9 protein-coding genes are annotated in these 13,303 nt (G+C 71.2%); 8 read left to right on the forward strand and 1 reads right to left on the reverse strand.

The window, feature by feature from the left end; genetic code table 11:
• Window positions 1–166 precede the first annotated feature (166 nt).
• From QT196_RS16520 to QT196_RS16535, 4 genes are all read left to right on the forward strand, one after another.
• Window positions 167–979: a MerR family transcriptional regulator gene (locus QT196_RS16520; RefSeq protein ID WP_266738919.1), complete on the forward strand. Its 813-nt coding sequence runs from the start codon at window positions 167–169 to the stop codon at window positions 977–979.
• A 512-nt stretch (window positions 980–1,491) separates the two neighbouring features.
• Window positions 1,492–2,796 (forward strand): glycosyltransferase, encoded by a 1,305-nt coding sequence (locus QT196_RS16525; RefSeq protein ID WP_290355147.1) that lies wholly within the window; start codon window positions 1,492–1,494, stop codon window positions 2,794–2,796.
• Window positions 2,797–2,915: 119 nt separating this feature from the next.
• Window positions 2,916–3,584: a M23 family metallopeptidase gene (locus tag QT196_RS16530; RefSeq protein WP_290355148.1), complete on the forward strand. Its 669-nt coding sequence runs from the start codon at window positions 2,916–2,918 to the stop codon at window positions 3,582–3,584.
• Between the two features lie 189 nt (window positions 3,585–3,773).
• The gene (locus QT196_RS16535; protein ID WP_168479682.1) at window positions 3,774–3,959 is read left to right on the forward strand and encodes a hypothetical protein; all 186 of its coding nucleotides are present in this window, start codon (window positions 3,774–3,776) and stop codon (window positions 3,957–3,959) included.
• Between the two features lie 140 nt (window positions 3,960–4,099).
• Here the strand turns inward: QT196_RS16535 and QT196_RS16540 are convergent, their stop codons facing one another.
• Window positions 4,100–5,233, reverse strand: coding sequence for an IS30 family transposase (locus tag QT196_RS16540; protein WP_290356669.1), 1,134 nt, complete (start codon window positions 5,231–5,233; stop codon window positions 4,100–4,102).
• Between the two features lie 911 nt (window positions 5,234–6,144).
• On the opposite strand from QT196_RS16540, the gene QT196_RS16545 reads away from it, so the two are divergent.
• From QT196_RS16545 to eccCa, 4 genes are all read left to right on the forward strand, one after another.
• Window positions 6,145–6,423 (forward strand): hypothetical protein, encoded by a 279-nt coding sequence (locus tag QT196_RS16545; RefSeq protein ID WP_290355149.1) that lies wholly within the window; start codon window positions 6,145–6,147, stop codon window positions 6,421–6,423.
• 172 nt (window positions 6,424–6,595) lie between these two features.
• Window positions 6,596–7,951 carry a type VII secretion integral membrane protein EccD gene (eccD, locus tag QT196_RS16550; RefSeq protein WP_290355150.1) on the forward strand — a complete coding sequence of 452 codons (1,356 nt, stop codon included), beginning with the start codon at window positions 6,596–6,598 and terminating at the stop codon, window positions 7,949–7,951.
• Window positions 7,952–8,014: 63 nt separating this feature from the next.
• Entirely contained in the window at window positions 8,015–9,229 is a 1,215-nt protein-coding gene (locus QT196_RS16555; RefSeq protein ID WP_290355151.1) for a MinD/ParA family protein, read from the forward strand.
• A 37-nt stretch (window positions 9,230–9,266) separates the two neighbouring features.
• Entirely contained in the window at window positions 9,267–13,241 is a 3,975-nt protein-coding gene (eccCa, locus tag QT196_RS16560; protein WP_290355152.1) for a type VII secretion protein EccCa, read from the forward strand.
• The last annotated feature ends 62 nt before the right edge of the window (window positions 13,242–13,303 follow it).

Consider the following 13,303-nt stretch of genomic DNA (forward strand, 5'->3'; position numbering starts at 1 on the left):
CGGGTCGCCCCGGCACCCGTCCCGCCTCTCCTCCCCCTGCCTACCCGCTTGACCCTCACGCAACGTCAGGCCCCACTCTGAAGCCGCGGCACGGCCCCGGCCACCGGTGACCTCACCACCGGACGACGGCGGGCCGACCGGACAGGACGGGACGAAAGGCGCTGCGATGAGCTACTCGGTCGGGCAGGTCTCCGGCTTCGCGGGGATCACGGTGCGGACCCTGCACCACTACGACAAGTCCGGGCTGCTCTCCCCCAGCGACCGCAGCCCCGCCGGCTACCGCCTCTACAGCGACGCCGACCTCGCCCGCCTCCAGCAGATCCTCTTCTACCGGGAACTCGGCTTCCCCCTCGACGAGATCGCCACCATCCTGGAGGACCCTCCCCCAGCTACCGCTGGGAGGTACCCCCAGGCCAACGCCCTGGACCACCTCCGCGCCCGGCACCGCCTCCTCAACGACCAGATCAGCAAGCTACGACGGCTGGTCGAGGTCGCCGAACACGCCATGGAGGTCCAGCAGACCGGCGTGGAGCTGACCCCCGAGGAGCGGTTCGAGGTCTTCGGCGAGGTGACCTTCGACCTCACCTACGCCACCCAGGCCCACCTCAAGTGGCAGCACCGCGAGGGCCATCAGCGCTCGATGGCCCGAGCCGCCGCACATTCCAAGGAGGACTGGGCAACCATCATGACCGAGGCCACCGACTGGCGCCTGCGGCTCCTGACCGCCTTCGACACCGGGGAACCGGCCGACGGCGAGCGCGCCATGGACCTCGCGGAGGAACACCGCCGGCACATCACCCGCTGGTTCACCCCCTGCCCCACCGACATGCACACCCGCATCGCCGACGACTTCACCACCGACCCCCGCGCCTTCGCCCTGGTCGTACCCCCCACCGAACAACGCCCTGGCCTGGCCCCGTATTTGCGGACGGCCGTATATGCCAATGGGGTGCGGCAGTCACCGGGGAGCGGGGGCTGAGGGGGCTGGCGGTACGGGGGCGAGGGGCGGGTAGCTGCCGGTCACGGGGGTACGGGCAGCTGCCCGCCAGGGGGGCAAGGGCCGGACGGCTGCCGGTCGGGAGGGCTGAGAGGCTCACGAGGCCGAGCACGAGGCTGAGCACGGGACAAGGCTGAGCGCCGCGCCCTGCCCGGCCCCTCGCCTGCGCGCCCGGATACCCGGCGACCGCATCTCGCCCCCACCGGGCTCTGTACACCGCCCCCGCGCAAAGACAGCGGCACCCACCCGCCACAGCCGCCCCTCCGCCGCGGCCCCACGCTCATCGCATCCACCACATCGCCATGCCTGCCGTGCCCGCCATGCGCGGCATCCCGCCACGCCTACGCCGCCCGCCAAGCACGGCATACCCGCCACGGCAGCCGTCCCCGCCATGCCCGCCCCTCAGGCGCACGCGCCCGCCCACCCGACCAGACCCAACCCACCCCGATCCGACACGACCGGCCCCGACCCGACCCGAAGAAAGCTGACCGTCCATGACAAAGATCCTCATCACGGCCGCCGGCTCCTACGGCGACGTCGCCCCCTACACCGGCCTGGGTGCCCGCCTCCGCACAGCCGGCCACGAGGTAGCCCTCGCCACCCACGACAGCTACGCCGCGCTCGTACGGGCCGCCGGCCTGGAGTTCCGCCGACTGCCGGCCGACCCCCGCAACCGCCACGCCGCCACCGCGGACACCCGGGACCCCGCCCAGCCAGACCGCCCCTCGGGCACCGGCCGCAACTACGACCTCATGCGCCACGCCGCCGCCTTCATCAAGGAGCTGGGCGGCGGCCTCGCCGACGCCGCCCGCGAGGACACCGGTCTGCTTCTGCTCTCCGCCACCACCGCACCGCTGGGCCATCACCTCGCGGAGGCGTGGGGCATCCCGTTCCTGGACCTGCCCCTCGTGCCCGGCACCCCCACCGGCGACTTCGCCCCGGTGGTCAGCGGCGGCCGCTCACTGGGCCGCTGGGGCAACCGCGCCGCCGGCCGGCTCTCCCTCCGCATCATCGACCGCCTCTACGCCGATGCGGCCCGCGACCTCCGGGCCCGCCTCGGACTGCCGCCCGCCACGCCCCGTACGGTCCGCCGCCGCGCCGAAGCCGCCGGCCGGCCGGTCCTGCACGGCTTCAGCGAGGTCCTGGTGCCCCGCCCCACGGACTGGCGCCCCGGCCTCGACGTCGTGGGGAACTGGTGGCCCTGGCACGCACCGGACGCCCAACTCCCGCCCGTCGTCGAGGACTTCCTGGCCGCCGGCCCGCCCCCGGTCTTCATCGGCTTCGGCAGCATGGCGGGCGGCGAGGGCGAGCGCCTGAGCACCCTCGTGGCCGCCGCGCTGCGCCGCGCCAAGCTCCGCGGCATCCTCCAGTCCGGCTGGGCCGGCCTGTCCACCGGGCACACCTCCGCGGACGCCGACCTGCTCACCATCGGCGAGGTCCCGCACGCCCTCCTCTTCCCCCGGATGGCCGCAGTGGTGCACCACTGCGGCGCCGGCACCGCCGCCGCGGGCGTACGCGCCGGAGTCCCCACCGTCCCGGTCCCGGTCACCGCCGACCAGCCCTTCTGGGCCGCCCGCCTGACCTCCCTGGGCGTCGCCACCGCCCCGATCCCCTTCAAGGAACTGTCCGGGGACCACGCCGTCGCCCGCCTGTCCCAGGCCCTCACCCAGGCCACCGCCACCCCGGCCCGCCGCGACCACGCCCGCACCGCCGCCCACCGTCTCGCCACCGAAGACGGCGCCACCAAGGTCCTCAAGGCAGTCACACACCTGACAGAAACCGACCCCCCACCGAACTGAGCCCCCCGACACAGCCCGCCCGAACTAGACCCGCCCGGCGGACGCTGCTCCACCCGTTCGGCGGCCCGGTGCCCCGCCCCGGGATGCGCGCGCCCGCCACCAGGCGTGGGCTCGCAACTATGACCACGTTCCGCAAAAGCACCTCGCTGCGCAGAATGCTGCTGCTCGCCATAGCCCCGACGGCCACGAGCTGCGTCCTCGCCCTGGCGGCCTCCCAGGTGGCCCTCGCCGCCCCGGCCGGCGCCTCGGGCGGCCACCCCACGAAGGCCCGCCACCGCCTGATCAGCTCGCCCTACGGCGTCCGCGGCAGCTGGCAGGCCGGTCACCACACGGGCATAGACCTCGCCGTCCGCACCGGGACCGGGGTCAGGTCCGTGGGCTCCGGCACCGTAGTCCTCGCCAAACGGTCGGGCGCCTACGGGAAGGCCGTGACGATCCGGATGAACGACGGCCACTACACCCTCTTCGGCCACCTCTCCCGCATCACGGTCCGCCTCGGCCAGCAGGTCCGCGCCCACACCCACATCGGCTACAGCGGCGCCACCGGCCGCGCCACCGGCCCCCACCTCCACTTCGAGGTCCGCACCAGCCGCCACTACGGCTCGGACATCAACCCCCTCCCCTACCTGGCCAAACGCGGCATCCACCTCACCCACCCCACCCCCACCTCACACCCCAAGCGCCACCACACCCACCACAAACCCCGCCACCACCACAGCCACAGCCACAGCCACAGCCACAGCCACAGCCATCGTCACCACCACCCTCACCGCCACCACCACCGCTAGCCCGCCGCCAACAGGCCCCCACTCAGAGCCCCTTGACGGCCCTTCAGCCGCACCCGGCCGGTCGCCGCAGCTGCGCGGGGGCCGACCGGTCCCGCACCCCCCGCCCGATGACGGCGACCCTCTCCCTCCCCACCAGTTGCTGTACTTTCCTGCTGTACGCAGGGGTGGGATGAGCATGCTGGGGGACCCGTGGCAGCGTTCGGCTTTGTCTTCGTCATGCTGCCGTGCGTCGCCATCGCCGGCTTCACATGCTTCGCCGGATGCCGCGCCCAGCGCCACCCGGCGTTCAAGCTCCTGGCCGGTGTCTGCCTGACCGTCGCCCTGGCCGCGGCCCTCGCCCCCGTCGGCGTCCTGGCCTGGCTCTTCACCCTCTGATTCCCGCAGGGTGCGCAGTGGCAGTTCGGGGAGCGGCGGTTGGCGCCCCGCCACCGCCGACACGGACCGGCTGACATACGAAAAAGCCCCCACCGGATATGGCGGATTCCAGGGGTCGTTGCAACACGTGGTCGTGTTGATCAGGACGCGAGCAGTTTATGCAGGCGCTCGGCTGGGGTTTCCCAGCCGAGCGTTTTGCGTGGGCGGCTGTTGAGTTCGGCGGCGACGGCGGCCAGGTGCTCGGGATCGTGGGCGGAGAGGTCGGTGCCTTTGGGGAAGTACTGCCGCAGCAGGCCGTTGGTGTTCTCGTTCGATCCGCGTTGCCAGGGGCTGGCCGGGTCGCAGAAGTAAACCGGGATGTCGGTGGCGACGGTGAAGGCGTGGTGGGCGGCCATCTCCGAGCCCTGGTCCCAGGTCAAGGACTTGGTCAGGTGCCGTGGCAGGGTCTGGACGGTGGTCTGCAAGGCCGTGCTGACGTCTTCCGCGCCGCGGCCCTGGGGCAGGTGGACGAGCATGACGTAGCGCGTGGCCCGCTCGACCAGGGTGCCGATGGCGGAGGCGCTGTCCTTGCCGATGATCAGGTCGCCTTCCCAGTGGCCGGGCACGGCGCGGTCGTCTGCCTCTGCGGGCCGTTCGCTGATCATGACCATGGGGTGGGAGAAGCGCGGCTGCCGGGCGGCGGCCTGGTGGTGCGGCTTGCGCCGGGCCCGCCCTGTCCGCAGGGCTCTGGCCATCTCGCGCCGGAGTTCGCCGCGGCCCTGGACGTAGAGGGCCTGGTAGATCGTCTCGTGGACCACGTGCATCTCCGGCCGGTCGGGGAACCTCTTGCGGAGAGCGTGACAGATCTGTTCCGGGCTCCATCGCATCACCAGGTGGGCCTGGATGAAGTCCCGCAGCTCGGTGTTCTGGCCGATCTTGCCGGGCTTGGGCCGGGGCCGGCGGGCATCGGCCCGGCGCTGGGCGGCGTGGGGGCGGTAGGCCCATCGGGCGTGGTCACCGCGCAGGGGTAGGCCGTTGCGGCGTATTTCCCGGCTGATCGTGGACGGGCTGCGGCCCAGCTCGGCGGCGATCGCACGGACGGACGCCTTCTCCCGCAGCCGGTCGGCTATGTGGATGCGCTCGTCTTCACGTAGATACCTCGTCGACGTGGGCACGGGCTCCTGCTCTGGCAGAGCAGGAGCCCGCCGCCGCTTCGGGTCCAAGCGGCCGTTTCGCCACTCGCGGCCAGTCCGCTCATGGACGCCGACGCGTCGGCTTGCCTCTCGGTTGGTCAGCCCCATCTGCACGAGCCGGAAGTATTCCTCCCGCTCGGCTCGGAGCTTCACAGGCCCCTGAGCCTTACGGACCTTGCGGATCTCGAAGCCCATCGCACCCCTTGAACTGGGGTGTTGCAACGACCACTAGAACCGAAGTATCCCCGGCGGGGGCTTTGACGTGCTGTGGGCCGTTCGCGGGTGGGTCTGACCTGCGACCACGGGGACGAATGTCTGGGGTTTCCCAGCGCTTGGGGGCGGATTCCCCATACGAATGCATGATGCATGTACCGCACCGCCGCCAGCGCACGCATGGCCGCAGCGAGGCAAATGACAGCTCCTGCACGAACCGAGCCTTTGTCTCATCGACGTGATCTCGCCGAAGCGCCTGGCTCCCACGTCTGAAGGACCTTTGGCGCTCATGGTGTAACTGCCGCCCCGGCGCAGTGTGTGCCTCGGCCGGCTAGCCCGTGCGTGCCGCCGCCGGAGTCGGCAAGAGGCCCGAATCGCCGAAGGCGAGCACCCGACGACCCGCTTGGCTCGCCCAGTGTGGCCGCCAGCTGTCCTACTCCGTCGGCATGACCATCACAGACGCCACCCACCAGCGCGCATAGCGAAGATCCCGCCTCCGGCTGCACGGAGCAATAGAACCCAGTGCCGACCCCGAAAGGTCCCGCTAAGGCTCCGACACGCGCTCGCCGGGACGGCGAGCCGAGCTGGCGGGTCCTTCTGGTGGCCTGGCGGCTCGTACAACTTGCCCCTGCGGTTGTCGGTGGCTGGGGATATCGTCATTCAGTTGCGGTGCTCGACACGTTGATTGCACAGCGGCAGACGCACGGGCGCCTTGGAGGGGCGGTCTGCGCGTGACCGTCGATGGCCGAGGGTTCAGACCGTGACTGAAACGACGGACGACTGAGGCGACAAACGACAAGATGACGCGGGATTACGACAGTCAACTGCTGGAGTCGGTGGCAGTTCGCCGGCGCAGGATGCGGGATGCCCTGTTGTTCGGCACGCAGCGGGGACGCCGTATGGCGGACGAGCGGCTTGGGAAGGTATTCGCGGGGATCGCGATCACGGCTGTCCTGTGCGCGGGATGTGTCGGGTGGTCGTTCCTGCAGCACACCCTGGCGCAGCAGAAGGCTGAGCAGGAGAAGCAGCAGCGTCAGGTGCAGCAGTATGAGCAGCCGTCGAGGTCGGCGAAATCCTAGGAGCCCACAGATTGGATTCGGACAGTTTTTGTGGCGTTCCTGGGCACTACGCGAAGAGCTACCGGGGGTGGAAGAAGGGTTCCCTGAGGTGGGGCTGGGCGGAGATGAGCACCACAAGTACGCCCCGTTTGCCCCCAAGGTTCGTCAACGTCGCGATGATAGGTTCCCACAAGTGGTGAGCAGAGTAACGACTTCCCAGGCGCAACTGAGCCGAGTGACCTTGGTCGGTGAGCGACGTCGGGCCGACATCGTGCTGCTGTCCGACACCCCTATTGGGCAACTGCTCCCGGATATTCTGAAGTTGCTGGGTGACCGTCCCGCATCAAGCCCGTTGTCCCGTCAGTTGATGACAGCTGACGGCTCCGTCCTGCTGCACGACAGCACCCTGGCGTCGTCCGGGGTCGCCGACGGCGCGGTGCTCCGGCTTGTCAGGACCCACTCCGCGCCGCCTGCCCCCGTCGTGCACGATGTCACCGATCAGGTGGCTGACGACCTCGATCTGCGGGCTTGGCGCTGGCGTCCGGCCGCCCGCCGGGCCGGCGCGGGTGTGGCGACCGTCGTCTTCGTGGTGATCGCCGCGTTGCTCGCCCGCCGTGAGTTCGCGCTCGGCGCTCTGGCCGGTGTTCTCTCGGGCCTCACGCTGGTCCTCCTGGTGGCCGGTGCACTTGTCGACAAGGTCGGACGGGGGAACCGGGGTCTGGCGACCGCGCTGCTGGTCGCTTCCGGCGGGCTCGGCGTGCTCGCCGCGTGGACGGCGGCCGACGCGTACGACTGGCCGGGCACGGCGCGGCTCGCCGCCGTCGCAGGCGCGTTCGTCCTGGCGCTTGGGTTTCTCGGCTACTTCTCGCCGCTCGGCAAGGGCGGGCTCGTCGGTGCCGTGACCACCGCCACGCTCACGGCCGTATGGGAGGCCGCCGCCGCTCTACAGGGTGACCCGGCCCGGCTCGGTGCCGTCATGGCCGTGTTCTCTCTGGTGCTGCTCGGCGTGCTGCCGCGACTGGCCCTGATGGCGTCGGGGCTCACCGCACTCGACGACCGGCGTTCGGGCGGTGTCTCCGTCAGCCGGCATCAGGTGGGTACCGCGCTCGCGGCGACGCACCGTGGCCTGGCCCTCTCGACGACTGTCACCGCGGTTTCGGCGGCCTCCGCCGGCTGGTTGCTCACCCTGGCCGGGAAGCCGACCGTATGGACCGTGCTGCTGGCGTCGCTCGTCGTCGTGGTGCTTGTCTCGAGGGCGCGGGCCTTTCCGCTGGTCGCCGAGGTCGTCGCGCTCTTCGTCGCCGCGTCGTGCCTCGTGGTGCGTCTGGTGATGGTGTGGATGGAGCATGCGGGGGGTGGCGGGCCGCTCGCCGTGCTGTGTGTGGCCGCGGTGCTGCCGCTGCTCGTGCTGGCGGTGCAGCTGCCGGAGCACGCGCAGGTGCGGTTGCGGCGCGTGGCCGATCTGGCCGAATCCATTGGCATGGTGGGACTGTTTCCGCTCGCCTTCGGTGTCTTCGGTGTGTATGGGCAGCTGCTGAATCAGTTCTGACGGCTCTGAGTCGATGTGCCGGCGCTGCGAGGGCGGACAGCAGGCGGGGGGAGAAGGGGAGGCATGCCGAACGGAGAGGGCTGGCAGGGGGATGCGCTGCGCGACATGAGGGGCGGCGCCCAGCAGGGGACCGGCGGGCAGGCGTACCGCGCCCCCGCCCCGGGCCCTCCCGCGCAGAGCGCCCAGGTGCCGGGCACCGCCGCTGACGGCGGTTCGCCCTGGCAAGTCGGCCACCCGTATCAGGAGCATGGACAACCGACGGGCCATCAGGGCACCAGGCCGCCGCAGGCCGGCTACCAGGAGCAGCGGCAGCAGGCGTCGGCCACGTACACCCCGGGCCCCCAGCCCCACAGCGGACCCGGCTCCCGACCCGTGGTGGACCAGGGGCCGGCCGGTGCGGTGCGCCACAAGCCGCAGCACGGCGAGTCCTACGCCGCGCGTGCCGTACGCGCCCTGCGCCGTACGCTCTCCTCGTCGGCCGCGCGGGAGGTCGCCGAGATCACCCGTACCGCCGAGGTGCTCCAGCGGCCCGTGACGACCGGCCGGCAGATCGCCGTGACCTCCATCCGGGGCGGGTCCGGCAAATCGACCGTCGCCGCGCTGCTCGGCACCACGTACGCGCACTACCGGCAAGACCCGGTCCTCTTCTTGGAGGCCGACCCGGCGCTCGGCTCGCTGCCGCTGCGTCTCGGCGCCGAGTCGCTGCGCTGGACGACCAGCGAGATCGCGGACATCGTCAAGCCGGACATGTCGCTGCTCGACGTCACCGGCTACCTCGTCCAACTCCCCGACAACGCCTGGTTGCTGCCCGCGAGCCAGGGCCGGATCGGTGTGATGCTGGACAGCCGGGCGTACGAGCGGGCCGTGGTCGCGCTGCGGCGCTATTTCGGTGTGATGGTCATCGACTGCGAGACGCTGCCCGCCGAAGTCGGCCGGGTCGCTCTCGCCTCCACTCACGGCCGTGTTCTGACCGCACCTGCCACACCGGAAGGCATCAGCAGTACGCACTCGGTGCTCCAGTGGATGCAGGGGCTGCCCCGGCATGTGATCGCCGGCACGGTCGTCGTGCTCACCGAATTGGTGCCCCGCTCGGGGCTCGATCTCGGTGAGGCCGTCCAGCGGCTCAGGTCCACCGGGGTGAGCGTCCAGATCCTGCCGTACGACCGGCACTTGGCGGGCGGCGGCCGGATCCGTACCGATTTGCTCGCTCATCCGACCAGGCAAGCCGCCGCCCGTCTCGCCGCGGATGTCTTCCAGCTCTCCCAGCAGCGTCACTGACCCAGATGCCAAGCCCGATCGCGAATGACGGACGACGATGAGTACCCGACTGATCCACCGCCCGGCCAGGACCACCAGGCCCCCGGCCACCTCCGCCGCACGCATCATCGAGGCCCCGCCCAACCTCCCCGAGGGGAAGTCGGGGAACATCGCGATGTCGCTGCTGCCCGTCGCCGGTGTGATGTCGTCCGTCGTGATGATGACCGTCGTGCGGAACAGTCAGTTCGCCGGGCTCGGCGCGATCATTCTCGTCGTCACGGTCATCGGCTCCGTCGCGCTCGTCTTCTCGCAGCGCGGCAAGGCACAGCGCACCCGCCGCACCCAGCGCGAGGCGTATCTCGCCTATCTGGAAGACCAGCGCGAGGAGCTCTCCGACGACGAGCGGCGGCGGCGCGAGCGCGACGACGTCCTCAACCCTCCGCCGGCCGCCCTCTACGACATCGTGCGCGATCCGGCTCGCCTGTGGGAGCGCCGCCGCGTCGACGGCGACTTCCTGCGCGTGCGGGTGGGCACCGGTGAGATGCCCGTGCGCACGTTGCAGATCGCCCAGCAGGGTTCGTCGGTCCTCACCCCGCCCGACCGCTTCATGCTCAACGAGGCGTCGGCGCTGATGGCCCGCTTCCGCACCGGCACCGAACTCCCGCTCACCGTCCCGCTCGACCGCGTCGGCAACGTCAGCGTCATCGGCCCCCGCGAGGACTGCCTGCGCGTCGCCCGCGCCCTGCTCGTCCAGACCGCCGCCCTGCACGCCCCCGACGACGTGGCGATGGCGCTCGCCGCGCCCGGCGACCGGCTCGCCGACTGGGAGTGGGCCAAGTGGATGCCGCATCTGCTCGACACCGAGCAGTACGACGGCCCCGTAGCCGCTCGCCGTATCGCCCCCTCCGCCCCCCAACTCGCCCGGCTGCTCGGCCCCGAACTGCGCCGCCGAGCCTCCTACGCGGCCGAGGTGCGCCGCGGCCTGTCCGGCAACGACGCCCTGTCCATGACCTCCCGGCTGCTCGTCGTCGCCGACGGACACGGCGAGGACGCCGTCGAACTGCCGCGTCCCGACGAGGCGGTCGGCCTGCGGGACATGGGCGTCACCGTCCTGCACCTGCTCGAACAGCGGGTCCAGGAACCCGGACAGGTCGGCGTCCGGATAACCGTCGACGGCGATCAAGTGCTCATCGAGGACCTGCGCGAGCCGGAGCCGGTCAGCGCCCACGGCACCGTGGACGAGGCCGGCATCCCGTTCGCCGAGGGCCTGGCCCGGATGCTGGCGCCGCTGCGCCTGTCCGCCGAGTCGCTCGTCGACGCACCCCTGACCGGGCCCGTCGACTTCGCCGAGCTGCTCGGCATCGACGACATGGCACAGCTCGACGTGTCGCGCCTGTGGGCGCCACGCGGCGAACGCGCCTTCCTGCGCGTCCCCATCGGCATCAACGACTCCCGCGAGCCGGTGCTGTTGGACCTGAAGGAGTCCTCCGAGCTCGGCATGGGCCCGCACGGTCTGTGCGTCGGCGCCACCGGCTCCGGGAAGTCGGAACTCCTGCGCACCCTCGTCCTCGCCCTGGTGGCCACGCACCCGCCGGAGGACCTCGCCCTGGTCCTGGTCGACTACAAGGGCGGTGCGACCTTCGCCCCGTTCGCGGACCTGCCGCACGTCGCCGGTGTCATCACCAATCTGGAGAACCAGGCCGGTCTGGTCGAGCGCGTGCATGCCTCACTCGCCGGCGAGGTCAAGCGCCGTCAGCAGGTCCTCAAGGACGCGGGCAACATCGCCGACATCGGTGACTACGCCGCACTGCGCGCCCACCAGCGGCCCGACCTGGACCCGCTGCCGCACCTGTTCGTCGTCATCGACGAGTTCGGCGAACTGCTCACCGCCAAGCCGGACTTCATCGACCTGTTCCTGTCCATCGGCCGCATCGGCCGCTCCATCGGCGTGCACCTGCTGCTGTCCAGCCAGCGCATCGAGGGCGGCAACCTCAAGGGCCTGGACACCTACCTCTCCTACCGGCTCGGCCTGCGCACCTTCTCCGCCGACGAATCCCGTACGGTCCTGGACACCACGGACGCCTTCCACCTGCCGCCGCTGCCCGGTTTCGGCTACCTCAAGGTCGACACCAGCCACTACGACCGCTTCAAGGCGAGCTATGTCTCGGGCGCCTACCGCGGCCCCGTACGGCGCGGGGAGGAAGAGGACGCCGGGCCGCTCGCCCTCTCCTACGAGACCTTCAACTCCACGGCCGGAACGGAGGATTCGAGCACACAGGAGCCGGCGATGCGGCGCCGCGAGACCGGGCCGACCGAGCTGGGCGTCATGGTCGAGCAGCTGGTGAACGCCGCCGGTCCGGTGCGCCGTATCTGGCTGCCCCCGCTGCCCGGTGCGGTCGCCCTGGACAGGGTCGCCGGACCGCTGGGGGTGGGTACGCGCGGGATGCAGCTGGCCAAGCGTCGCAGCCCGCTCGCGATCCCGCTCGGCCTGCTCGACGATCCGGCCAGGCAATGGCAGGGCCAGTGGTACCTGGACCTCACCGTGGCGGGTGGCCACGCCGCCGTCATCGGCGGCCCCCAGTCCGGCAAGACGACACTCCTGCGCACCCTCGTCCTCGCGCTCGCGCTGACCCACACCCCGCAGGAGGTCGGCGTCTACGGCCTCGACCTGGTCGGCGGCGGTCTCCAGGCGCTCTCGGGGCTGCCACACGTCGGCGGTATCGCCGGCCGCGCCGACCGTGAGCGGGCGGCGCGCACCGTCGAGGAAGTACGGAACATGCTCGCCGCCAGGGAAGACCTCTTCCGCGAGCACGGCATCGACTCCGTCGAGCAGCTGCGCGACCTGCACGCGGCGGGGCGGCTGCCCCAGCTGGCCTCCGCCGAGATCGTGCTCGTCATCGACGGCTTCGGCGCCCTGCGCGACGATTTCGAGGCCCTGGACGACGACATCGCCGACATCCTCAAACGCGGCGGCGGTTACGGCATCCATGTCGTCGCCGGCATGCTCCGCTGGAACGACGTACGTCTCGCCATCCAGTCGAACTTCGGCACCCGCGTCGAGCTGCGGCTGAACGACCCCGGCGAGTCCAGCATCGACCACAAACTCGCCCGGACGCTTTCGCCCGACGAGCCCGGCCGCGTCCTGACCGACGGCAAACTCTTCGCACAGGTCGCTCTTCCCCGTACGGACGGTCTCGCCGACACCACGGACATGGGCGCGGTTCTGGAGCGCACGGCCCGGACGATCCGCGCCACCTGGAGCGGCGAGGTCGCCCAGCCGGTACGGGTGCTGCCGCACATTCTGGAGCCCCGGCTCCTGCCGGGCCCGGTCGCCGAACCCCAGCGGGTGCCCATCGGCCTGGACCAGACGGCACTCGAACCCGTTCTGCTCGACCTGTTCCGGCATGACCAGCACCTGCTGGTCATGGGCGACAGTGAGTGCGGCAAGACCAACCTCCTCAAGACCATCGCAAACGGCCTGATCGAGCGATACAGCGAGGACGAGCTGGTCTTCGCCGTCATGGACCCCCGACGCAGTCTGCGCGGCGCGATCCCCGAGGAGTTCAACGGCGGTTACGCGCACAACGCCAAGCTGTGTGCGGGCCTCGCCGCGGGTATCGCGACCGTATTGGAGAAGCGGCTGCCCGAAGACAGCGCGCGCCTGGAGGATCTGGAGCCCGGCAGCTGGGGCGGCGGCCCGCGGATCGTGGTTCTCGTCGACGACTACGACGTGCTCACTACCGCCGGCCAGGAACCGCTGGCCCCGTTCCTGCCGTACATCCCGTCCGCGGTGGACATCGGCCTCCACTTCGTCCTGACGCGTCGCGTCGCGGGCGCCTCACGTGGCATCTACGAGCCTCTGGTGCAGGGCCTGCGCGAATCGGGCTCCTCGGCGCTCCTCATGGCGGGGGACCGCAGCGAAGGCCAGCTGTTCCCCGGCGTCTACGCCTCCCAGCAGCCGGCCGGCCGCGGTGTCCTGATCCGCAGGGGCCGGCCCAACCGCCTGATCCAGGCCGTGTACTCCGCCGAGTGACCCACCCGGGGGCTCCGCCGCACCCGCGAGCCACGAGAGGCACGACACCCATGCCACAAACG

This window comes from Streptomyces sp. P9-2B-2 (genome assembly GCF_030406865.1).
GTDB classification, from domain to species: Bacteria; Actinomycetota; Actinomycetes; order Streptomycetales; family Streptomycetaceae; genus Streptomyces; species Streptomyces platensis.